The sequence below is a fragment of the Streptomyces virginiae genome, from assembly GCF_041432505.1.
GTDB lineage: Bacteria > Actinomycetota > Actinomycetes > Streptomycetales > Streptomycetaceae > Streptomyces > Streptomyces virginiae_A.
The window spans coordinates 4377232-4398753 of record NZ_CP107871.1; the positions used below are offsets into that span (position 1 = coordinate 4377232).

At 70.4% G+C, this 21522-nt stretch carries 22 protein-coding genes; 13 read left to right on the forward strand and 9 right to left on the reverse strand.

All coding sequences use genetic code 11. The features are described from left to right. Positions 1-22 precede the first annotated feature (22 nt). Positions 23-391 (forward strand): cyclophilin-like fold protein, encoded by a 369-nt coding sequence (locus tag OG624_RS20415; protein WP_371639688.1) that lies wholly within the window; start codon positions 23-25, stop codon positions 389-391. Positions 392-517: 126 nt separating this feature from the next. On the opposite strand, the gene hisC is transcribed toward OG624_RS20415, so the two are convergent. Next, a complete protein-coding gene (hisC, locus tag OG624_RS20420; RefSeq protein WP_033215010.1) occupies positions 518-1597 on the reverse strand; it encodes a histidinol-phosphate transaminase in 1080 nt (359 codons plus the stop codon). A 361-nt stretch (positions 1598-1958) separates the two neighbouring features. Between hisC and OG624_RS20425 the strand changes: the two genes are divergently transcribed. The 3 genes from OG624_RS20425 (at position 1959) to OG624_RS20435 (ending at position 5628) form a co-directional block, all read left to right on the forward strand. After that, complete coding sequence (locus OG624_RS20425) at positions 1959-3074, forward strand: LacI family DNA-binding transcriptional regulator (RefSeq protein WP_030010171.1); 1116 nt, start codon at positions 1959-1961, stop codon at positions 3072-3074. Positions 3075-3344: 270 nt separating this feature from the next. Then, positions 3345-4661 (forward strand): metallophosphoesterase, encoded by a 1317-nt coding sequence (locus tag OG624_RS20430; RefSeq protein ID WP_266445409.1) that lies wholly within the window; start codon positions 3345-3347, stop codon positions 4659-4661. A 148-nt stretch (positions 4662-4809) separates the two neighbouring features. Further along, positions 4810-5628: a membrane protein gene (locus OG624_RS20435; RefSeq protein WP_033215008.1), complete on the forward strand. Its 819-nt coding sequence runs from the start codon at positions 4810-4812 to the stop codon at positions 5626-5628. A 99-nt stretch (positions 5629-5727) separates the two neighbouring features. Here the strand turns inward: OG624_RS20435 and thiC are convergent, their stop codons facing one another. After that, the gene (gene thiC / locus OG624_RS20440; protein ID WP_371639689.1) at positions 5728-7515 is read right to left on the reverse strand and encodes a phosphomethylpyrimidine synthase ThiC; all 1788 of its coding nucleotides are present in this window, start codon (positions 7513-7515) and stop codon (positions 5728-5730) included. Positions 7516-7727: 212 nt separating this feature from the next. Here thiC and OG624_RS20445 point away from each other — a divergent pair, with 212 nt between their 5' ends. Continuing rightward, on the forward strand, positions 7728-9218 hold the full coding sequence (locus OG624_RS20445; protein WP_343299238.1) for a YibE/F family protein: 1491 nt from the start codon (positions 7728-7730) through the stop codon (positions 9216-9218). A gap of 47 nt (positions 9219-9265) precedes the next feature. On the opposite strand, the gene OG624_RS20450 is transcribed toward OG624_RS20445, so the two are convergent. From OG624_RS20450 to OG624_RS20465, 4 genes are all read right to left on the reverse strand, one after another. After that, positions 9266-9715, reverse strand: a complete 450-nt coding sequence (locus tag OG624_RS20450) for an SsgA family sporulation/cell division regulator (RefSeq protein ID WP_033215002.1) — start codon at positions 9713-9715, stop codon at positions 9266-9268. A gap of 97 nt (positions 9716-9812) precedes the next feature. Then, positions 9813-10559, reverse strand: coding sequence for an IclR family transcriptional regulator (locus tag OG624_RS20455; protein ID WP_078908970.1), 747 nt, complete (start codon positions 10557-10559; stop codon positions 9813-9815). Between the two features lie 295 nt (positions 10560-10854). Then, positions 10855-11082, reverse strand: coding sequence for a DUF5326 family protein (locus OG624_RS20460; protein WP_371588099.1), 228 nt, complete (start codon positions 11080-11082; stop codon positions 10855-10857). A 155-nt stretch (positions 11083-11237) separates the two neighbouring features. Next, positions 11238-11555: a cupin domain-containing protein gene (locus OG624_RS20465; protein ID WP_030008372.1), complete on the reverse strand. Its 318-nt coding sequence runs from the start codon at positions 11553-11555 to the stop codon at positions 11238-11240. A gap of 89 nt (positions 11556-11644) precedes the next feature. Here OG624_RS20465 and OG624_RS20470 point away from each other — a divergent pair, with 89 nt between their 5' ends. From OG624_RS20470 to OG624_RS20490, 5 genes are all read left to right on the forward strand, one after another. Continuing rightward, complete coding sequence (locus tag OG624_RS20470; RefSeq protein WP_033214999.1) at positions 11645-12025, forward strand: phage holin family protein; 381 nt, start codon at positions 11645-11647, stop codon at positions 12023-12025. Between the two features lie 11 nt (positions 12026-12036). Further along, positions 12037-12528: a low molecular weight protein-tyrosine-phosphatase gene (locus OG624_RS20475; protein WP_033214997.1), complete on the forward strand. Its 492-nt coding sequence runs from the start codon at positions 12037-12039 to the stop codon at positions 12526-12528. Then, the gene (locus OG624_RS20480) at positions 12525-13685 is read left to right on the forward strand and encodes a cystathionine gamma-lyase (protein WP_371588100.1); all 1161 of its coding nucleotides are present in this window, start codon (positions 12525-12527) and stop codon (positions 13683-13685) included. The genes OG624_RS20475 and OG624_RS20480 overlap by 4 nt, the downstream gene beginning before the upstream one ends. Before the next feature lie 186 nt (positions 13686-13871). Continuing rightward, positions 13872-14777 (forward strand): LysR family transcriptional regulator, encoded by a 906-nt coding sequence (locus OG624_RS20485; RefSeq protein ID WP_033214993.1) that lies wholly within the window; start codon positions 13872-13874, stop codon positions 14775-14777. Positions 14778-14837: 60 nt separating this feature from the next. Then, positions 14838-15317, forward strand: coding sequence for an NUDIX domain-containing protein (locus OG624_RS20490; RefSeq protein WP_033214991.1), 480 nt, complete (start codon positions 14838-14840; stop codon positions 15315-15317). Between the two features lie 31 nt (positions 15318-15348). Here OG624_RS20490 and OG624_RS20495 read toward each other — a convergent pair whose 3' ends face one another. Together OG624_RS20495 and OG624_RS20500 are read right to left on the reverse strand one after the other, a co-directional pair. Continuing rightward, positions 15349-16557: a globin domain-containing protein gene (locus OG624_RS20495; protein ID WP_078908969.1), complete on the reverse strand. Its 1209-nt coding sequence runs from the start codon at positions 16555-16557 to the stop codon at positions 15349-15351. 121 nt (positions 16558-16678) lie between these two features. Beyond that, positions 16679-17329, reverse strand: coding sequence for an HAD family hydrolase (locus tag OG624_RS20500; RefSeq protein ID WP_030713880.1), 651 nt, complete (start codon positions 17327-17329; stop codon positions 16679-16681). Between the two features lie 155 nt (positions 17330-17484). Between OG624_RS20500 and OG624_RS20505 the strand changes: the two genes are divergently transcribed. The 3 genes from OG624_RS20505 to OG624_RS20515 are packed head-to-tail and all read left to right on the forward strand — an operon-like array spanning position 17485 to position 20081. Beyond that, positions 17485-18378 (forward strand): GNAT family N-acetyltransferase, encoded by an 894-nt coding sequence (locus tag OG624_RS20505; protein ID WP_033214983.1) that lies wholly within the window; start codon positions 17485-17487, stop codon positions 18376-18378. Positions 18379-18392: 14 nt separating this feature from the next. Then, on the forward strand, positions 18393-18854 hold the full coding sequence (locus tag OG624_RS20510; protein ID WP_033214981.1) for a GNAT family N-acetyltransferase: 462 nt from the start codon (positions 18393-18395) through the stop codon (positions 18852-18854). A gap of 57 nt (positions 18855-18911) precedes the next feature. After that, complete coding sequence (locus OG624_RS20515) at positions 18912-20081, forward strand: winged helix DNA-binding domain-containing protein (RefSeq protein ID WP_033214980.1); 1170 nt, start codon at positions 18912-18914, stop codon at positions 20079-20081. Positions 20082-20134: 53 nt separating this feature from the next. On the opposite strand, the gene OG624_RS20520 is transcribed toward OG624_RS20515, so the two are convergent. Beyond that, positions 20135-21520 carry a serine hydrolase domain-containing protein gene (locus OG624_RS20520; RefSeq protein ID WP_033214979.1) on the reverse strand — a complete coding sequence of 462 codons (1386 nt, stop codon included), beginning with the start codon at positions 21518-21520 and terminating at the stop codon, positions 20135-20137. Positions 21521-21522: the final 2 nt, after the last annotated feature.

Sequence of the window (21522 nt, forward strand, 5' to 3'; positions counted from 1 at the left end):
AACAGATTGTTGAATTCAGCTCATGCAGATACGAATCTCCTGGCCCGCGGGCCAGCTCACCGCAACCCTCGACGAGACCCCGACCAGCAAGGCACTGGTCGAGGCCCTGCCGATTTCCGCCTCCGCCAACACCTGGGGCGAGGAGGTCTACTTCGACACCGGAGTCTCCGTCGCCCTGGAGCACGACGCCCAGCAGGTCGTCGCCCCCGGCACGGTCGCGTTCTGGACCGAGGGCGACGCCCTCGCGCTGCCCTACGGCCCCACGCCGATCTCACACGGAGGCGAGAGCCGCCTCGCGAGCCCGTGCAACGTGCTCGGCTCCTTCGACGGCGACCCCCGCCTGCTGTCCACCGTCCGCGACGGCGATCCCGTCCGGGTGGAACTCGCCTGACCGCCTCGGCCGCCTCGGCCACCTACGCGGCCTCCGCCGCCACCGCTGCCTCGGCCGCCCCGGACGACCGGGACGACCGACACGACCGGGACGACCGACACGACCGGGACGACCGGCCGCCGGCGCCTAGAGCTCCTTGAAGAACGCCTCGGCCGTGTGCAGGAAGAGGTCGTTCGCCTCGGTCTCACCGATCGTGACCCGCAGGCCCTCGCCCGCGAAGGGCCGGACCACCACACCGGCCTTCTCGCAGGCCTCCGCGAACGCGGCGGTCCGCTCCCCCAGCCGCATCCACACGAAGTTCGCCTGCGTGTCCGGCACGGTCCAGCCCTGGGCCACCAGCGCCTCGTGCACCCGGGTGCGCTCGCTCACCAGCGCCCCGACACGACCCATCAGCTCGTCCTCGGCGCGCAGCGAGGCCACCGCCGCGTCCTGCGCGAGCTGGCTGACGCCGAAGGGCACCGCCGTCTTGCGCAGCGCCGCCGCCACCGGCTCGTGCGCCACCGCGAAGCCGACCCGCAGGCCGGCCAGCCCGTACGCCTTGGAGAACGTACGCAGCACGGCGACGTTCGGGCGGCTGCGGTACAGCTCGATGCCGTCCGGTACGTCCGTGTCCCGCACGAACTCGCGGTACGCCTCGTCCAGGACCACCAGGACGTCCGAGGGAACCTGGTCCAGGAACCGCTCCAGCTCGGCGCGGCGCACGGCCGTGCCGGTGGGGTTGTTCGGGTTGCAGACGAAAATGAGCCGGGTCCGGTCGGTGATCGCCGCGGCCATCGCGTCCAGGTCGTGCACGTCGCCGTCGGTCAGCGGAACCCGCACCGAGGTCGCGCCCGAGATCTGCGTGATGATCGGGTACGCCTCGAAGGAGCGCCAGGCGTACATCACCTCGTCGCCCGGGCCGGCGGTCGACTGGATCAGTGACTGGGCCACGCCGACCGAGCCGGTGCCCGTGGCGATGTGCTCGACCGGCACGCCGAAGCGCTCGGCGAGCTCGTTCACGAGGCCGGTGCAGGCCATGTCCGGGTACCGGTTGAAGTTCCCGGCCGCGGCGACCGCGGTCTCCAGCACGCCCGACAGCGGCGGGTACGGGTTCTCGTTCGAGGACAGCTTGTACGCGACAGGCCCTCCCGCGGCAGCCGGCTTGCCGGGCTTGTATGTCGGAATGCCGTCCAGCTCGGCGCGCAGCTTCGGGCTCTTCTCGCTCACCGCAGGTCCTCCTCGACCGTCCCGTCCGACGTCGCCGTCGACTCAATACTGCTCACCTTATGAGGATTCCGCCGTTCCGAGAATGGGGGCGCCAGGAATGCGGGGGAGCGCACGCATATATGCGCGCGCCGGTGGCCTGCGCCGTGGCGCGCATCCCTCGTGCAGGTGAGTTGAGCACGGCCCGAGATCGCATCGTTTTGGCATGCCCGGACCCGACGACAAGCTCCACACTCACCCTCAGCGACCAAAAACCTTCATTTCCAAGGTCATTGGGGGTGGCGAACCATGCAGAAACGTGCCTGTCAACGCCTGCATATGCACCCAGACCACCCTCCCCACCGAGCCCTACTATCGGCTCGCCATGACAGCAGCAGGGAAGCATCAGGTGAGCCGGACCGAGACCACCCGGCGGGCCGCCGGCCGACAGGGCCGGGCCGGCATCAGGGACGTGGCCGCCGCGGCGGGCGTCTCCATCACAACCGTCTCCGACGCGCTCAATGGCAAGGGACGGCTGCCCGACGCCACCCGCCGCCACGTTCGCGAAGTGGCCGACCGGCTGGGCTACCGCCCGTCGGCCGCCGCCCGCACCCTCCGTACCGGCAAGTCCGGCCTCATCGGCCTGACCGTGACGACGTACGGGGATGAACCTTTCACCTTCACCGAATTCGCCTATTTCGCCGAGATGGCCAGGGCCGCCACCTCCGCCGCGCTCGCCCGCGGCTACGCCCTGGTCATCCTCCCCGCCACCTCCCGCCACGACGTGTGGTCCAACGTCGCCCTCGACGGCACCGTCGTCATCGATCCCTCCGACCACGATCCCGTCGTCACCGAACTGGTCCGCCAAGGTCTGCCCGTGGTCTCCGACGGCCGCCCCGCAGGCTCCCTCCCCGTCACCGCCTGGGTCGACAACGACCACGAAGCCGCCGTACTCGGCCTGCTCGACCACCTCGCCGCCGCCGGCGCCCGCCGGATCGGACTGCTGACCGGGACCACCACCGACACCTACACCCGGCTCTCCACCACCGCCTACCTCAGCTGGTGCGAGCGCGTCGGCCAGGACCCGGTCTACGAGTCCTACCCCGCGCACGACCCGTGCGCGGGCGCCGTCGCCGCCGACCGGCTCCTCGCCCGCCCCGACCGGCCCGACGCGGTCTACGGGCTCTTCGACCCCAACGGCACCGATCTGCTCGCCGCCGCCCGCCGCTACGGCCTGCGCGTCCCCGAGGACCTGCTGCTCGTGTGCTGCAGCGAGTCCACCGTCTACGCGAACACCGAGCCGCCCATCACCACCCTGTCCCTCAAACCCCGCCGCATCGGCACCGCCGTCGTCCAGCTCCTCATCGACGCGATCGAGGGAGTGAACACCGGACGGCCCGTCGAGCAGGTCGTCCCGACCGAGCTCATCATCCGCACCTCCTCGCAGCGCCGACAGCCCCGCACCACCGTCAGCCCGCCCCGTTCGCCGGCCCAGGACTGACCGACAGACCGTCCGGTCGGCCTGCCGAAGGGCCGACCCAGGACCGTCCGAAGGTCATCCGAACACCGCCCGAGCACCGACCAAGGACCGGCCGACGATTTCAGCAACACCGATATCGGTAGAAAACGGTAGGAACGTTCCGCTCCGTAAAGGATTCACCACCCCTGGTGCGTCACAGAGCGCGAGCCGCATTCCTATGATGGGCGCACGACATCACGGACCCTCCTCCCTGGAGGTCAGGAGGGTCCGCAGGTGTACGGCAGCGCGACGGTGGTGGAGGGGTCGATGACTCAGGGGGCCGGTCAGGGACCCGCGATGCGGACGGACACGCTGCGGGACTTCCGGGTTCCAGTCACCGAACCCGCCCTGTACGCCGTATCCACGTCCACCGGGCTGCCCGGCGAGACTCCGATCTACGGCGAGTACCCGGCGTACTACGAGGACGGCACGCCGAACATGCCCCCGCAGCCGGGCTATCCGCCGCAGGCACCCGCACAGCAGCCGTTCGTACCGCAGCCGGTCGTACCGCAGCAGCCTGCCGGGCCCCAGCAGCCCGCGCAGCAGCCTTCCTACCCCGACACGCGGCTCCACCCGCACGCCGACGTGGAACCGGCGCACGCGTCGCCCCAGGGCCCCGACCAGGACGAGCCCGAGGGCTACACCCCGACCTACCGGGACCTGCCCGTCATCGGGCGCGGCGCACTCGGCGGCCCCGGCGACACCGTCCAGGTCCAGTACGTGCCCCAGGAGCAGGCCGCGGGCCCCGGCCCGCTCTACGTCGTCGGCGACGTCCACGGCTACCTCGACGAGCTCGTCACCGAACTCCACGCCCAAGGTCTGATCGACGCCGAGCGCCGCTGGTCCGCCGGCAACGCCCGGCTCTGGTTCCTCGGTGACTTCACCGACCGCGGCCCCGACGGCATCGGCGTCATCGACCTCGTCATGCGGCTCTCCGCCGAGGCCGCCGCAGCCGGCGGCTACTGCAAGGCCCTGATGGGCAATCACGAACTCCTGCTCATCGGCGCCAAGCGGTTCGGCGACACCCCGGTCGTCTCCGGCGCCGGCACCGCCACCTTCCAGGCCGCCTGGCTCCTCAACGGCGGCCAGCGCACCGACATGGAGCGCCTGCAGGACGTCCACCTGCAGTGGATGTCGCGGCTGGACGCGGCCGTCCTGGAGGAGGGCCACCTGCTGCTGCACTCCGACACCACGGCCTACCTCGACTACGGCGACTCCATCGAGGACGTCAACGACACCATCCACGAGCTCCTCAACCGCGGCGACGCCGACATCACCTGGGACCTCTTCCGCAAGTTCACCAAGCGGTTCGCCTTCCGCGACGAGGGAACCGGCCCGGCGGCCGTACGGGAACTCCTCGACACCTACGGCGGCAGCCGCGTCGTCCACGGGCACAGCCCCATCCCGTACCTGCTCGGCGAGGTCGGCACCGAGGACGGCGACGAATCGCGCGGCCCCGAGGCCGTGGACGGCCCGCACGTGTACGCGGAAGGGCTGGCCATCGCGATGGACGGCGGGGTGACGATGGCGGGCAAACTGCTTGTCGTACAACTCCCCCTGAGCGACTGAGAGCTTACGGAGAGGGGTATTTCCGGAAAGCCCCTGTCACGGCGTGGCGTGGGCGCTCTACCATCGCTCTATCCGTAGCAGGCTCTCCTCCGTTTGTGCCGGCGCCCGGGTCTACGCGGGCATACCGGCTTCTACGGAGCATCGGGGGATGCACATGACCAGCGCTCCGCACCTGCTGACCGAAGACCGACCGGAGTTCGATCGGCTCGTCGACGAGGCGCTGCGCGCCGCGCACGAGCGACCCGAGCTCGCCACCCTCGGCGAACGACTGAACGCCGAACAGCTGCGCACCATGGCCCAGGGCGCCAGCGCCCTGCTGGCGGCCGCGGCCGCCGCCGAGTACGTCCACTACGTGAAGGTCCGCGAGGAACGACGCGACGAGGCACTGGCCTCACCCGGCACGACGGGAGACGAGGACGACGCCCAGGGCAGCGGTGGCGGCGCGGGCATCAGCGCCGTGGTCGCGGTCCTCGCGCCCGTCCTGGCGGGCACCGCCATGCTGATCTTCCTGCTCGTCGGCTACATCCTGAAGATGATCGAGCCCGAACCGGCCTTCGCCGAGACGATGCTGACGGCGGGTTGGCTCTTCGGTGGGCTGACCGCGGCCGCCCTGCTCTTCGCGGTGATCGGGCTGCTGGTGACGGCCGTCCGCAACAGCTCGACCGAGGTGGCGGCGGACGAGACCGAGGCGATACCCGACGAGGTCGCCCGGGCCCGCGAGGCCTGGCGGCACGCGCTGCTGGAGCGCGGCATCATGCCGTTCCTGCGGGACGCCCTGGCCGACCCGAGCGCCGGCCCGGGCTTTCCGACCCCCCGCACACCGGCAGCCGGCCGCATCCCCAACCTGGGGTACAGCCGGCCGGACTTCACCAGTCCGGGATCCCCGTCGGAGAGTCCCCGGCCCGGCTACACACCTCCGGACTTCACGAGCCCGGACTTCGGCGGCCCGGAACACCGGCCGGAGTGACCTCCGACGGGTAACCCGGGCCTTACGGCAGGGCGGCCCAGGACCCGCGACTCCCCCCATAGGGTCGCGGGTCCTCTCCGTCAGCCGTGCCGCCCCGCGTCAGTCGGCCAGCGGCAGGTAGACGCGGCTGCCCGAGGCCGCGAACTCGGCGGACTTCTCCGCCATGCCCGCCTGGATCTCCTCCGCCTTCAGGTCGCCACCGTGCTCACGACGGATGTCCTGCGAGATCTTCATCGAGCAGAACTTCGGACCGCACATGGAGCAGAAGTGCGCGGTCTTGGCCGGCTCCGCCGGGAGGGTCTCGTCGTGGAACTCGCGTGCCGTGTCCGGGTCCAGGGCCAGGTTGAACTGGTCCTCCCAGCGGAACTCGAAGCGCGCGTCCGACAGGGCGTCGTCCCACTCCTGGGCGCCCGGGTGCCCCTTGGCCAGGTCGGCGGCGTGCGCCGCGATCTTGTACGTGATGACGCCGGTCTTGACGTCGTCACGGTTGGGCAGGCCCAGGTGCTCCTTGGGCGTCACGTAGCAGAGCATCGCGGTACCCCACCAGGCGATCATCGCGGCGCCGATGCCCGAGGTGATGTGGTCGTAGGCGGGCGCGACGTCCGTGGTCAGCGGGCCGAGCGTGTAGAACGGCGCCTCCTCGCAGATCTCCTGCTGGAGGTCGATGTTCTCCTTGATCTTGTGCATCGGGACGTGGCCCGGGCCCTCGATCATCGTCTGGACGTTGTGGCGCTTGGCGATCGTGTTCAGCTCGCCCAGCGTCTTCAGCTCGGCGAACTGGGCCGCGTCGTTGGCGTCCGCGATCGAGCCGGGGCGCAGACCGTCGCCGAGGGAGTACGTGACGTCGTACGTCGCGAGGATCTCGCAGAGCTCCTCGAAGTTCGTGTAGAGGAAGTTCTCCTTGTGGTGCGCGAGGCACCACGCGGCCATGATCGAGCCACCGCGCGAGACGATGCCGGTCTTGCGACGGGCGGTCAGCGGCACGTAGGGCAGCAGCACGCCGGCGTGGACCGTCATGTAGTCGACGCCCTGCTCGGCCTGCTCGATGACCGTGTCCTTGTAGATCTCCCAGGTCAGGTCCTCGGCGCGGCCGTCGACCTTCTCCAGCGCCTGGTAGAGCGGCACGGTGCCGATCGGGACGGGGGAGTTGCGCAGCACCCACTCGCGGGTGGTGTGGATGTTGCGGCCGGTCGAGAGGTCCATGACCGTGTCGGCGCCCCACTTGGTCGCCCAGGTCATCTTGTCGACCTCCTCCTCGATGGAGGAGGTGACCGCGGAGTTGCCGATGTTGGCGTTGACCTTCACCAGGAACCGCTTGCCGATGATCATCGGCTCGATCTCGGGGTGGTTCACGTTCGCCGGAAGTACCGCGCGACCTGCGGCGATCTCCTCGCGGACGACCTCGGGGGAGACGTTCTCGCGGATCGCGACGTACTCCATCTCCGGGGTGATCTCGCCCCGGCGGGCGTACGCGAGCTGCGTGACGGCGGCGCCGTCGCGGCCGCGGCGGGGCTGGCGGGGACGGCCCGGGAAGACCGCGTCGAGGTTCTTGAGGCCACCGCGCGGCGAGGTGTGCTTGATGCCGTCGTCCTCGGGGCGCACGGGGCGGCCCGCGTACTCCTCGGTGTCCCCGCGGCTGATGATCCAGTTCTCGCGCAGCGGCGCGAGACCGCGGCGGACGTCGGTCTCGATCTGGGGGTCGGTGTACGGACCGGACGTGTCGTAGAGCGTCACGTCCTTGCCGTTGGTGAGGTGGACCTGGCGGACCGGCACCCGGAGGTCGGGGCGGGAGCCCGCCAGGTATCCCTTGTACCAGCCCGGCTGGCGCTCGGTCCGGCCGTCGGCGTCCTGGCTGACGGCAGGCGTGCGTGCGTCCTGAATGGTCATGAGACCTGATCTCCCTACGCCGGCATTACCCGGTAACAGGTTCGGCGGTCGACGCAGCCTCTTCCCGTAGGCATCTGTGATGCCCGTACGGTGATCAGCGTCCTCTCAGCCCGGTGCTCCGAGCTCCCGCGTTGTGCAAAGGTGCCCCCACGCTAGCGTCATCCATGGCGTGCTGAACAGTGGGCCCCCTCATCTCTTGCGATGATCTGCTGGTGACGCCCTCGCCGCAGCCCCCCACCGAGCCCACAGAGACCGTTGGCCACATCGGCCACCCGCATGCGGTCCCCGGACCGTCCGCCAGACCGTCGGACGGGCACTCCGACGGGCATCCCGACGGGCACTCCGACCCGCATTCCGGCGGGCACGGGGGCGGGGGCTCCGGCGGGCGCCCGTCGGATCGGTCCCACGACCACGGACACGGCCACAGCCATGGCCACGGCCCGGCGGCCCCCGTCTCGAAGCACCTGCGCAAGGTCATCGCCGCCGTACTGATCCCCTTCGCCGCGGCCGTCTTCGTCGGCATGGTGGTGCTCTGGCCGGGCGGCGCCCCCGGCCACGAGCGCACGGGGGTGGGGTTCGACCGGCAGACCCAGCAGGGCGTGGTCACCGCGCTCGAACAGGTCGACTGCAAAACCGTGAACGCCGCTCAGGTCCCGACGACCGCGGCTCCTTCCACCCCGGAGGGCCGCCAGGCGCAGGCCGAGCAGACCGGTGAGTGCAAGAAGGCCACCGTCGAGGTCAGCACCGGCCCGGACAAGGGCCGCACCTTCGTGGAGGTCGTCCAGCCGGGCGCGCCACGGCAGTTGGAGGACGGTCAGGAGGTGGTGGTGGCCTACGCGCCGGACGCGCCCCGCGACCTCCAGTACTCGGTGATCGACGTGAACCGCAAGCTCCCGATGGCGCTGCTGGCCGGCATCTTCGCGGCCGCCGTCGTCCTCGTCGGGCGGATGCGCGGGCTGTTCGCGCTGGTCGCGCTGGTGGTCAGCTTCGGCGTGCTGACCCTCTTCATCCTCCCGGCCATCCTGCAGGGTTCGAACCCGCTGGTCGTCGCGGTGGTCGGGGCGAGCGCCATCATGCTGATCGCGCTCTACATGTGCCACGGGCTGACCGCCCGTACCTCGGTGGCCGTCCTCGGCACGCTCGTCTCGCTGTTGCTGATCGGGCTGCTCGGTTCGGGGTTCATCGACTGGGCGTTCCTCAGCGGCAACACCGACGACAACACCGGGCTGATCCACGGGCTGTACCCGGACATCGACATGAGTGGTTTGCTGCTCGCAGGCGTGATCATCGGATCGCTGGGTGTGCTCGACGACGTGACGGTCACCCAGACGTCGGCGGTGTGGGAACTGCACCACGCGGACCCCTCGATGGGGCCGCGCGCCCTCTACCGGGCGGCGATCAGGATCGGTCGCGACCACATCGCGTCGGTGGTCAACACCCTGGTACTGGCCTACGCGGGTGCCGCGCTGCCGCTGCTCCTGCTGTTCTCGATCGCGAACAGCAGCATGGGTTCGGTGGCCAACAGCGAGCTGGTGGCGGAGGAGATCGTACGGACCCTCGTGGGGTCGATCGGCCTGGTGGCCTCGGTGCCCGTGACAACGGCGCTGGCCGCGCTGGTGGTTTCCGCCGACCGACCGGGATCCCCGGCCGGCGCCCCGGCCGCAGGGCCGGTCCGCGGCCGGGGGAGGCGGCGCAAGCGCTGATCGGCGGATCACCGATCAGCCGGTCGGCTGGTCGGCAGGTCAGCAGGTCAGCCGGCGTTCTGCTCGTTCTGCTGCGCTTCGGCGAGGATCTTGCCGAGGGCCTCGTCGAGGTTCTCCTCGAAGTCCCCGAGGTTGCGCTCCTGTCCGAGGGGAACGATCCGGTCGGTCCGGTCGAGGAACGCGACGAGCGGCGCCGCGCTGGCGCGGAACAGGGCCCGGTCGCCGCCGACCTGGAGGCGGATGTGGACGTCGGACAGATCCTCCGGGTGGGTGGGGGCGATGTGCACATCGCCGTCACCGCATGGCTTGTTGATGCCGTCGAGAAGGAGTTCCCGGCCGAACGCCCAGGTCACGGGCGCATCTCCGGGAAGGTGGAAGGTCAGGCGGACTGCGTAGGGGTCGCGTGCGTCGTACCGGAGTTCCACCGGAATCCGGAACGAGAGCTCCTCGGAAACGAGGAAGCTCATCATGACCTCTGCCTGTACCGACTCGCGCATTGACTACCCCGCTGTAGTTGAAGTGGCCAGGAATGATCCCCCAGGACCCACTTGACAAGAGTGGTGGAAGCGGTAGCAGATCACAAGGAGTGAGTTTTCAGATACTGATAGAGAACGAGAGGGTGCTCAACAGCGCGCCTACTTCACTCCGTAGCCGATTGACTACATAGAGCAATCTCTCTTCTTGGTGGAGAGGTAGAGAAATGGCCATCGTCGCGACCGTATCGCCGGCCGTAAGGGGGATGGCGGCACAGATCGTGCCGAGGGCATATTCCTGACGTTCGATCACCGGCTGCATTCGCCCGAGCGCCCCGATCCGGTTTTCCAGGGACCGTAGATCACGGACGGTATAGGGGGTGATGGCCTCGACCGGATGACGGTCGTAGTAGTCCTTGCGCGTCTTCTCGTCGAGTTGCCCCAGCAGGCACTGCCCGATGGCGTGCGCGTGGCCGGTCTCACGGAAGTCGGCCCATTCCTCGCAGGCCGGGCTGGCCGGAGTGTCCGAGACACCCACGACCTCGATCTCACCCTCGCGGTAGACCGCGAAGTAGACGGGGGCCCCGACCACGTCGCGGAAGTGCGCGAGCGAGTCGAGGATCATGCTGCGACGTTTCTGCTGGAGTCCCCCACCGGCGAGCCGGGCCGCGGCCTCGCCCAGTACGAACACTCCGCGCACTCTGCGCAGATAGCCCTCGTGCGTCAGTGTGCGCAGCAGGTGGTACGCGGTGGGAAGCGGGAGCCCGGCCTCGCGCGCCAGCTGTTTCGCCGGGGCTCCCCCGCTATGGGACCCCGCCGCTTCGAGCAGCCTCAGCGCGCGCTGCACCGAAGCGATCAGAGTCGGCACACCGGCATTGTGAACCGGAGACAAAGCTCACCCCCAGGCGTGGCGGCGGGCCTTTGGGGAGGCCCGCCCTGCGGGGGCCGCCCCCGCGCGTGCCGTGGCTCCTGGGGGTCGTACTCGGCGGCTCGTTTACGTCGCCGCAGGTCAGGGCGGCAGGTCGGAGCGGTGGTACCGGCTTTCGGTGCCCAGGGAACGGCATAGATTGCCACTCTATCCACCGATTCCGGGGATGTGAGCCGTTCAGCGGGTCAGGTTCCCTCACCTGGCTCAATCCCGGATCCGACCGGACCGCTCCTGGTCACCACTCGCCGGAGGAGGACTTCGAGCCGCCGCCGCTGAACTTCTTCACGACGAAGATCAGGCCGCCGACGAGGCCGACGAACAGGAGGAGCTTGAAGACGATCCCGATCAGCGCGCCCAGGATGCTGGTGATCACGCCGCCGAAGACGAAGAGGGCCAGCAGCGGAACCGCGACCCACTTCACCCACCAGGGCATGCCTGCGAATATCTCTCGGATGCCGTCCATGTCCTCGACCTCTTCTTCGTCCGTGACTTCGTCCGTCGCTTCCTGCTCTCGATGCTAGGAGTCCAGGGCTTCGTATCGGGGCCCGCGAGCCCCCGGAGTCCCCTGATCCGCCCCTTAGGGGGATCAGGCCCGCGACCCTCATCCGGCCGGGCCGCTCAGCCCTCCGGAGGGGAGAAGACCACCATCACCTTCAGGTCCTCGGTGATGTGGTGGAACTTGTGCGCGACACCCGCCGGGACGTAGACGACGCTGCCGCGCGCCACGGTCGTGGTCTCCTCCCCGACGGTGATCGAGGCCCGGCCGCTGACGACGAAGTACACCTCGTCCTGCCGGTGCGGAAGCTGCGGATCGATCTGTCCGGCGTCGAGCGCGTACAGCCCGACCGACATGTTCCGCTCGCGCAGGAACTGCAGATAGGCGCCGTCGTTCGCGGCCCGCTCCGCTTCGAGCTCGTCAAGCCGGAAGGCTTTCATCGTCGTTGTGCCCCTTGTACTCGATCGTTCCCTCGCATCCGCTGATCTGCGGATGTCCCACCGGGATCTTCTCTGCCACGATCAGACACATGACGAATTTCGTAGTCAAGACGCTCGCCAACGCGGCGGCCCTGGCCGTCGCCATCTGGCTGCTTTCCGGCATCACCCTCGACGACGGCAGCAGCACGGGTCGACGGGCGCTCACCCTGATCCTGGTCGCGCTGGTCTTCGGCCTCGTCAACCTGCTCGTCAAGCCGTTGGTGAAGCTGCTCTCGCTGCCGCTTTTCGTTCTCACCCTCGGCCTGTTCACCCTCGTGGTGAACGCCTTGATGCTGCTGCTGACCTCGTGGCTGGCCTCGAAGCTCGATCTCAGCTTCCATGTCGACGGCTTCTGGACCGCCCTCCTCGGCGGCCTGATCATTTCCATCGTCTCCTGGGCCATGAACATGGTCCTGCCCGACAAGAACTGAACGGGCCTGCCATGTACCGCGTCTGCTTCGTCTGCACGGGCAACATATGCCGCTCCCCCATGGCCGAGTCGGTCTTCCGCGCCCATGTGGCGGCGGACGGACTCGCCGCCCTGGTCGAGGTGGACAGCGCCGGCACCGGCGGCTGGCACGAGGGGGACGGCGCCGATCCGCGCACCGTCTCCGTCCTGGAGGCGGCCGGCTACGAGCAGGACCACCGGGCCCGCCAGTTCCGGTCCTCCTGGTTCGCGCGCCTGGACCTCGTCATCGCGCTCGACGCCGGGCATCTGCGGGACCTCCGGGCACTCGCGCCCACCGCGCAGGACGCCGCGAAGGTGCGGCTGCTGCGGTCCTACGATCCGGCGGCCTCGGCCGCCGAGACCGACGTACCGGATCCCTACTACGGGCCGCTCGACGGGTTCGAGGAGTGCCTGGAGCTGGTCGAGGCCGCGAGCCCCGGCCTGCTGGATGCCGTACGCACCGCCGTGAAGGAGCCCACCCCATGAACGAACACGCCCCCCAGGGGACCGGTGCGGCCGGACTCGGCGACGGCACCCGCGCCGTCCGGGCCGGACTGCCCGAGGCCGTCAAGAACGAGCCGCCCCTGCCCGGACCGGTCTTCGCCGCCCACTTCCACCTCCCCGGCGACGTCGAGGGCCCCTACGCGTACGGCCGTGACACCAACCCGACCTGGACGCTGCTGGAACGCGCGATCGGGGAACTGGAAGCTCCCGGCGAGGACGTGCACACCATCGTCTTCGCCTCCGGCATGGCGGCGGTCTCCGCCGTCCTCCTCTCCCAGACGCACTCCGGCGACACCGTGGTCCTGCCGGACGACGGCTACCAGGCGCTGCCCCTGCTGCGTGAGCAGCTGGAGGCGTACGGGATCCACGTGCGCACCGCTGCGACCGGTGACGACGCCCAGCTCACGGCCCTCGACGGGGCCCGCCTGCTGTGGATCGAGACCCCGTCCAACCCCGGGCTCGACGTGTGCGACGTACGCCGCCTCGTGGACGCGGCACATGCCGGCCGGACCCTGGTCGCCGTCGACAACACCCTGGCCACCCCCCTCGGGCAACGCCCCCTGGAGCTGGGGGCGGACTTCTCGGTGGCGAGCGGCACCAAGGGCCTCACCGGCCACGGCGACGTCCTGCTCGGGTACGTCGTGTGCCGCGATCCGGAGCTCGCCGCCCGCGTCCGGAGGTGGCGCAAGATCGTCGGCGCGATCCCGGGCCCCATGGAGGCCTGGCTCGCCCACCGCTCGCTCGCCACGATCCAGCTGCGCGCGCAGCGCCAGTGGGCCAACGCACTGGCCGTGGCCGAGGCGCTGACGCACCGGACGGACGTGAGCGGACTGCGCTATCCAGGGCTTGCCACGGATCGCTCGCACAAGACGGCCGCCCGACAGATGCGGGGCTTCGGGTCGGTGGTCTCCTTCACCCTGCCCGACCGCGCGCACGCGGAGCGGTTCATGGCGGCCCTGCGCCTGGTCGAGGACGCCACGAGTTTCGGCGGGGTACGGTCCACCGCCGAACGGCGCGGGCGCTGGGGCGGCGACGCCGTGCCGGAGGGCTTCATCCGCTTCTCCGCCGGCGCGGAGGACACCGATGACCTGGTCGCGGACGTGCTGCGCGCCCTCAACCACGCGGGCGCCCGGGGCTGAACCGGGCAGGGACGTCCTCGTGGAGAACGGTCCGAGCCTCCCCCCTGGTGGCTCGGACCGCTCCGGGTTCCCGCGCGAAGAACCACGCGACAAGGCTAATTGACTCTGCGTCAGAGTCCAATCACGGTAACGACAGGGACCTATCTGCATATTTATAGTTGAAGGCCCCCACCGAGAGGTGCAGCGATGGACCTGACCCTGCTGCGCACCTTCGTCGCCGTCCACCGGGCCGGCTCGTTCACCCGGGCAGCCACCCTCCTCGGACTGTCGCAGCCCGCCGTGACCTCACAGATCCGCACCCTGGAAAGGCAGTTGGGGCGCCCGCTCTTCCATCGCCGGGCCCGTGGCGTGACCCCCACCGCCGTCGGCGACGAGCTGGCCCACAAAGCGGCCCCGCACCTGGACGCCCTGTTGCGGATCACCGAGTCCGAGCGCGGGGCCGCCGGTGCGTTACGCACCCTCCACGTCGCCGGGTCCCCCGAGTTCCTGTGTCTGCGCGTGCTGCCGGCCCTCGCCCTCCTGGTCGGCCAGGGGCACACCCTGCGCGCCACCCCGCAGACCGATGCCGAGGCGATCCTCCACGGGCTCGCCGCCGGCCATCACGACCTCGTCGTCACCACCGCCCACCCCCGGGGCGGGCTCTTCACCGCCACCGCGCTGTGCGACGAGGAGCACGTGCTGGTCGCCGCGCCGTACTGGGCGGCCCTCGTCGACATGGACCGTCTGCGCGAGGAGGGGTGCGCCGCCCTGGACGGCATCCCTCTCGTCGAGGTCCACGAGAGTCTGCCGCTCGTCACCCGCTACTGGACCGCCGTCTTCGACACCCTGCCCGATGCCAGGTCCCTGGCCGCCACCGTGGTGGTGCCGGACCTGCGCGCCGTGCTGGAATGCGTCCGGGCCGGCGCCGGGCTCGCCGTCCTGCCCCGCTACCTGTGCCAGGACGCCCTCGACAGCGGTCGGATCGTGGCGCTGGCGGAGCCCGCGGTGCCGCCGCTGCGTACCTGGTTCCTGGTCGTGCGGACCGGGAGCCTGGCCCTCGCCCACCTCGCCCGGGCGCACGAGCGGCTGCTGGACGCCGCCGCGCACTGGTGAGTCGACCCTTTTCCGGCCGTGGCGCGTTTCAGAAGCGGAGTGGCGGGCCACTCTTCTCCCATGACCGAACGTCCCGTGGTCAAACGCACCGCCCGCGCGATCCTGCTCGACGGTGACGACCTGATCCTCATCAAACGCACCAGGCCCGGCGTCGACCCGTACTGGCTCACCCCCGGCGGGGGAGTGGAGTCCTCGGACCCCACCGTCGTCGACGCGCTCCACCGGGAGGTCCACGAAGAACTCGGCGCGAAGATCACCGATGTGGTCCCCTGCTTCGTCGACACCGTCGAGCACATCGCCGACCGGGGGGTGACCGGCGTGAAGGTGCAGCACTTCTTCGTCTGCCGCCTCGAATCGATGGACCCGAGCCTCCGGCACGGCCCCGAGATCGACGAGCCCGAGGGTGAGTACGAGATCGTCCGCGTGCCCTTCAGCAGGGTGGGCATCGCCGCCGTCCACCTCGTCCCGCTGTCCCTGCGGCACTACCTCGACGGCAACATCGAGGGTGTCCGCGCCATGCACGCTCCCGACCTGGGCTGAGTCCGGCCTGAGACCGGGGCTGCCTCCGGTCTCAGCCGGCGATGCCGGCGAGCTCCTCCACCGCGTCGTGCCGGATCCGCTCGCAGGGGATGCCGATCCGCAGGAGCTCGTCCACTCCGTTGCGGATCATCGCGGGCGGCCCTGAGATGAACGCGTCGTACGAGCTCCACGGCCCATGCTCACCCACCGCCTGCGGCAGCTGTCCGGCCAGGCCGTCGCCGACCACCGGGCGCACCGACAGCCACGGATGCGAGCGCTGGAGCCCCAGCAGCGTGTCCTTGTCGTAGAGGTCGCTGTTACTGCGGGCCCCGAAGAACACCTCGACCGGACGCCGCTCGCCGTGCTCGGCCACGTCCTCGATGAGCGCCTTGATCGGCGCGATCCCCGTGCCCCCGCCCAGGCACAGCATGCCGTTGTCCGTGGTGTGGTCCACCACCATCGACCCGGCCGGCGGTCCCAGGCGCAGGACGTCTCCCGGTCGGGCATGCCGCACCAGCGCGTTGGAGACCCAGCCCGCGGGGACGGCCTTGACGTGGAAGGACAGCAGTCCGTCGGCGCGCGGCGCCGAGGCGAAGGAGTAGTGCCGCCACACCCGCGGCCACCACGGGGTCTCCAGGCTCGCGTACTGGCCGGCGAGGAAGGCGTAGGGCTGGTCGGGGCGGACCGTCAGCACCGCGATGTCCGGGGTGCGCAGATCGTGCGAGACCACCTCGGCGTTCCACCACGCCGGGGCCTTCACCTCCTCCTCCGCCGCCGCGTCGATCATGATCTGGGAGATCGCGGTGTACGCGCGTACCCAGGCGGCCTGCGCCTCGGGCCCCCAGCTGTGGTGCGCGTAGCGGGCCAGTGCCCCGACGAGGGCCTCGCCGACCGCCGGGTAATGACCGGCCATCGTGCCGTACTTGCGGTGCCCGGCGCCCAGTCGGCGCAGGTAGGGGACGAGGACGGCGGGATTGTCGATGTGCTCGGCCGCGGTCAGCAGCGCCTTCAGCAGGCGGTCCCGCTGCACGTCCATGGCGACGGGGAACATGCCGCGCACCTCGGGGTGCCCGGTGAAGACCAGAGCGTAGAAGTACGAGGTCACCTTGTCGGCGACGGGGGCGATCTCCGCGAGGGTCCGGCGGATGAGTACGGCATCCGGTGAGGGCTCGATCGCACCGCCCTCGCCGGATATCCGGGCCGATTCGCGTCTGGCCGATCTGGTGGGCGGAGCGTCCATGCGGTGCCTCGCTTCGAGCATCTCGGTCGGTCTGCACACGCCACGGCCTGTGAATCCGTGGTTCCGGGTTTCACAGCGTGCCGGCCGACTCAGAGGCCTGCGGGGAAATGAAGAAAATCCGCGTTTCGAACCCACTTTCCTCCTAAGATGCGTCAACTCCCGGGCGCGTCAGCCCCACGAGCTGGTATGCCTCTCGCAGATCCCGACCTTCGTAGACATGAGTCGCCCGCTCGGCCAGGAAAGGCCGCGCATTGACCGCCACCGAGACCGGCACCACATCGAAGAGCAAGGCATCGGTCACCGAATCCCCGTAGGCGACGCAGTCGTCCCGACTCACACCGAACTGCGCGCAGAGCCGGTCCGCCACCATGACCTTGCCCTCGGGCGTGAGGATCCCGGACTCCTCCACGGGACGGGTGAACGGCACCGCCGGGAAGACCGAGCCGTGCGCGGCATCCGCACCCCACTCCAGCAGCAGCTCCACGAAGAACGAAGGAGACAGGGAGATCACCGCGCAGTAGTCCCCGCGTTCCCGGATCTCCTGCCACACATCCCGGATCCCCGTGAGCCAGGGAGCCCCGTCGAACGCCGCCCGGACGTGGGCGGGCGTCAGATCGGCCCACAGCGCATGGGCGGCCACCGAGAACTGGTGCGGCCTCATCTTCTGTGCGCCGAAGGCTCGTTCCAGCTCGGCGATCTCGGCGCTCAGCCCGAGCTGCCGAGAGATTTCGACCGGCGAGGACGAGCCGTACATCAGCGTCCCGTCGAGATCGAAGAGGTGCAGGAGGGTCATAGCCCACGAGGCTAGCCGGTCCGTTTCACGTGAAACACCGCGTTTCACGTGAAACATCGTCCGGCACCCCGTGCCATGGCGCCTGGTGTTTCACGTGAAACATCCACCCGCAAACCCTCTGGACGACTCCCGGTCCATGATCCAGTCTGGGCCAGGTGACACCACCACACATCACCGATCTACCGATCCGAGCGCTGACCGTGGATGATCTCCGCCGCTGCGCCGACCTGTCCGAAGATCGCGGATGGCTCCGCGAGGAACACAAGTGGCGTCTGCTCCTCGCCGCAGGAAGCGGCTACGGCGTCGACGCCCCGGACGGCCGGGGACTCGCGGCCGCATGCGTGGTCACCCGCTACGGCGGGTCGCACGCCGGACCGGAGCTCGCCGCCATCGGGATGGTTCTCGTGGCCGACCGCTTCGCCCGCCAAGGTCTGGGCCGCCGTCTGATGACCCACGTCTGCGACGGCGTACTCAAGGGCGTGCCCCTCACCTTGCACGCCACTCCGTACGGACGACCCCTGTACGAGGAACTGGGCTTCGAGACGACCGGCCGCGCCGAGATGCTGAGGGGAGCCTTCCGGCACGAGACCGCCCCCGCCACAAGCGGGACCTCCCGGATCCGGCCGGCGACCGCGGAGGACCTGCCGCGCATCCTGCGCCTGGACGCCGAGGTCTTCGGCACCGACCGCACGCACATGATCACCCGGCTGCCCGCCTTCGCCGACCGGCTGGTCGTCGCCGAGGACCACTCCGCAGACGGCACACTCACCGGCTACGCGGCGGCCTGGCCCAATATGGACACCCATGTCATCGGCCCGCTGATCGCCCACGACACCGCGACCGCCCAGTCCCTGGTCACCGCGCTGGCGACCGGCACGGACCGGGAGCTTCGCACCGACGTCGATGTACGGCACGAGGAACTCCTCGCCTGGCTCAAGGACCGGGGCCTGGCCTCCGTCGCCTTCAACGCCGTCATGACGCGGGACATCCCCGACCTGCCCGGCGACTGGACCCGCCGGTGGGCGCCGCTCACCGTGGCCGCGGGCTGAGAGGAGAACGCGTCATGACCGACACTCCCGAACTGACGATCCGGCCGGCCACCGAGGCCGATGTGCCCGCCATCGTCGCCATGCTGGCCGACGACCCGCTCGGCGCCGCCCGCGAGTCCCCGGAGGACCTCACCCCGTACCTCGCGGCACTGAAGCGCCTCACCGGCGACCCGAACCAGCACCTGGTCGTCGCCGTCCGCGCCGACCGTGTCGTGGGCACCCTCCAGCTGACGATCGTCCCGGGGCTCTCCCGCAAGGGAGCCACCCGTTCGATCATCGAGGGCGTCCGTGTACACGCCGACGAACGTGGCGGCGGCCTGGGCACCCGGTTCATCGAATGGGCCGTCGAGACATCCCGTGCCGAGAACTGCGCGCTGGTGCAGCTGACTTCGGACGCCACCCGGACCGATGCCCACCGCTTCTACGAACGGCTCGGCTTCACCGCTTCGCACGTCGGGTTCAAGCTCCAGCTCTGACCGGACGTTCCCGTGGGCCGGGCCGTCGCATCGGCGACCCGGCCTACGATCGGGAGGATGAGCCTCCCTCTCGTCACCACCGCCGAGCGACGCCACCGGCTCGGCCGGCGCCACCGCCTGGCTCCGTCGGCCCACGCCGCGACCGTCGTTGAGGCGGCGGACTCCGTCGTCGCGCTGCACGCCACCGACGCCGCGACCGTCTTCCTCTCGGCCCGTGCCCGGCTCACCGCGGGCGGCCCGGACATGATCGAGCGGGCGCTCTACGAGGACGTAAGCCTCGTGCGCCTGCTCAGCATGCGCAACACGCTCTTCGCGGTCTCCGCCGAGCTCGCCCCGCACGTGGACGCCTCCACCGCCCGCGCGATCGCCGCGAAGGAGCGCCGCACCCTTCTCAAGCGCCTCGACGAGGACGGACAGGGGCTCGACGCCGCGTGGCTCGCCGATGCCGAGGCCGCCGCACTCGACGCGCTCGACGCCCACGGCCCCTCCACGGGCAGCCAGTTGTCCGCGGCCGTACCCGCGCTGCGCCGGAAGATCACCATCAGTCGTGGCAAGAAGTACGAGACCGAGCAGGGGGTCGCCACCCGGGTCATCCGACTGCTCGCCGCCGACGGCCGGATCCGCCGTGACCGACCACGCGGCTCATGGACCTCCAGCCAGTACCGCTGGGTCCACACCGAGCGCTGGCCCGCCGTACCCGCCACCGAGGCCCGCGCCGAGATCGCGCGCCGATGGCTGCACGCCTACGGCCCCGCCACCGAGGCCGACCTCAAGTGGTGGACCGGGTGGACCCTCACGGAGGTGCGCAAGGCGCTCGTCGCCGTGGGCCCCGACGAGGTCCGTCTGGAGGACGGGACCACCGCCCTGGTCGGCCCGGGGGACACGGGGCGAGAACCGGCGCCGGAGCCGTGGGCGGCGCTGCTGCCCGGACTCGACCCCACCGGTATGGGATGGGCCGATCGCGGTTTCCACCTCGACCCCGCCCACCGGAGCGCCCTGTTCGACTACGCCGGCAACATCGGCCCCACCGTGTGGTGGAATGGCGAGATCGTCGGCGGCTGGGCGCAGCGTCCCGACGGCGAGATCGTCTGGCGGCTGCTGGGCAACCCCGGCCGGGCCGCCGAGCAGGCGATCACCGCCGAGGCCGGGCGACTCGCCACATGGGTGGGAGAGGCTCGGATCACCCCGCGCTTCCGTACGCCGCTGGAACGTGAACTCGTAGCCTGATCCGCTCACGGGTCCGCGGCCGATGAGGGCGGACCGGACCCGGACCCGGACCGTCAGCCGATGCCCCGCCAGCCCTGCGGGTCCACCCCGCCCGGCACCGGGGCGTCGGGGTCGTACGGCTCCCGGGTGAACACGAAGGACGCCAGGTCGAGATGGCTCACCGAGCCGTCGGCACGGCGCACCGCCCGCAGCGTCTCACCGGCGTAGTAGCCGGAAAGCCCGGTCCAGCTGCCGTCCGGCTCCGCCCGGAAGCGGGCCGTGCGCCCGCTCGCGCCCACCGGGCCCAGTTCCAGCAGCCCGTCCGCCGTCAGGCGCACGACCTGGGGCGAAGTCCCCCAGTACCAGGGACCGCACAGTTCGAGCGGCACGTGGTCCGACTCCAGGAACGGCCGCCACGGCCGAGGGAAGCGCGGTTCGGCGTCCGCCACGATCCCCACGAGGTCCGCGGCCACCGTCGAGGCCGGAAGTCCCGAGGTGCAGTTCGCCAGCACCACGGCCGCCAGGTCGTCCGCCTCGCTCAGCCACAGCCCCGCGACGAAGCCGGGCAGCGATCCGCTGTGCCCCACGAGCTTGCGCCCGCCGACGGAGGCCAGCTGCAGGCCCAGCCCGTATCCGTGCTCGGCGATCCCCGGCTCCGGGGGCGAGGCCGCCGTACGCATCTCCCGTACGGACTCGGCGCACAGGACGCGCTCGTCACCGCGCAGCAGGAAGGCGGCGAACCGTGCCAGGTCCCGGGTCGTGGACCACAGCCGGCCGGCCGCGGCCATCAGCCCGAGGTCCTCCAGGGGTTCGGGCATCATCACGTCGGCCCAGGGGTGCACCGCCCAGCCGCCCGCGTGCGGGGCCTGCGGCTGTCCGCTCGTGCGCTCCAGCCCCAGCGGCTCCAGCACCTCGGCGTGCAGCGCCTCTTCCCAGGACCGTCCGCGCACCGCCTCCACCAGCGAACCCAGCAGGGTGTACCCGGGGTTGGAGTAGTGGTGCCTGGTTCCCGGCGTCAGCTTGAAGGGCTCGTCCCCCAGTACGTCGCCGAGCTCGGGCCGCTGCGCGCCGGGGGTGCGCTCCCACCACTCGCCGGGTGTTTCCGCCGCCAACCCACTTGTGTGGCAGAGCAGTTGGGCGATGGTCACCTGACCGGCGGCGGTTCCCGGCAGGTGCTTCTCCAGCGGATCGGAGAGCGAGATCAGGCCCTCGTCCCGCAGTCGCATCACGAGGACCGCCGTGAACGTCTTGGTGATCGACCCGATCCGGTACTGCACGTCGCCGTCCGGGCCGTGCCCCTCGACCGAGGTCCGGGAGCCCTCCCAGACCACTTCCCCGCCGCGCAGGACGGCCGCCACCACGGACGGCGCCCGCCCTTCGCTCTGCGCGACGGCGATCCGGTGCCTCAACGCACGTCGGGTGGAAGGGAGAAGTTCCAGATCCTCAGCAAGCTCATCCATGA

Bases quoted from the DNA above. Each gene is read 5' to 3' on its own strand.
- OG624_RS20520 (WP_033214979.1), bottom strand. From the start codon at position 21,520: ATGGATGAGCTTGCTGAGGATCTGGAACTTCTCCCTTCCACCCGACGT.
- OG624_RS20510 (WP_033214981.1), top strand. From the start codon at position 18,393: ATGACCGACACTCCCGAACTGACGATCCGGCCGGCCACCGAGGCCGAT.
- OG624_RS20480 (WP_371588100.1), top strand. From the start codon at position 12,525: ATGAACGAACACGCCCCCCAGGGGACCGGTGCGGCCGGACTCGGCGAC.
- OG624_RS20415 (WP_371639688.1), top strand. From the start codon at position 23: ATGCAGATACGAATCTCCTGGCCCGCGGGCCAGCTCACCGCAACCCTC.
- OG624_RS20500 (WP_030713880.1), bottom strand. From the start codon at position 17,329: ATGACCCTCCTGCACCTCTTCGATCTCGACGGGACGCTGATGTACGGC.
- OG624_RS20465 (WP_030008372.1), bottom strand. From the start codon at position 11,555: ATGAAAGCCTTCCGGCTTGACGAGCTCGAAGCGGAGCGGGCCGCGAAC.
- OG624_RS20425 (WP_030010171.1), top strand. From the start codon at position 1,959: ATGACAGCAGCAGGGAAGCATCAGGTGAGCCGGACCGAGACCACCCGG.
- OG624_RS20435 (WP_033215008.1), top strand. From the start codon at position 4,810: ATGCACATGACCAGCGCTCCGCACCTGCTGACCGAAGACCGACCGGAG.
- thiC (WP_371639689.1), bottom strand. From the start codon at position 7,515: ATGACCATTCAGGACGCACGCACGCCTGCCGTCAGCCAGGACGCCGAC.
- OG624_RS20460 (WP_371588099.1), bottom strand. From the start codon at position 11,082: ATGGACGGCATCCGAGAGATATTCGCAGGCATGCCCTGGTGGGTGAAG.
- OG624_RS20485 (WP_033214993.1), top strand. From the start codon at position 13,872: ATGGACCTGACCCTGCTGCGCACCTTCGTCGCCGTCCACCGGGCCGGC.
- OG624_RS20515 (WP_033214980.1), top strand. From the start codon at position 18,912: ATGAGCCTCCCTCTCGTCACCACCGCCGAGCGACGCCACCGGCTCGGC.
- OG624_RS20490 (WP_033214991.1), top strand. From the start codon at position 14,838: ATGACCGAACGTCCCGTGGTCAAACGCACCGCCCGCGCGATCCTGCTC.
- OG624_RS20475 (WP_033214997.1), top strand. From the start codon at position 12,037: ATGTACCGCGTCTGCTTCGTCTGCACGGGCAACATATGCCGCTCCCCC.
- OG624_RS20450 (WP_033215002.1), bottom strand. From the start codon at position 9,715: ATGCGCGAGTCGGTACAGGCAGAGGTCATGATGAGCTTCCTCGTTTCC.
- OG624_RS20495 (WP_078908969.1), bottom strand. From the start codon at position 16,557: ATGCTCGAAGCGAGGCACCGCATGGACGCTCCGCCCACCAGATCGGCC.
- OG624_RS20470 (WP_033214999.1), top strand. From the start codon at position 11,645: ATGACGAATTTCGTAGTCAAGACGCTCGCCAACGCGGCGGCCCTGGCC.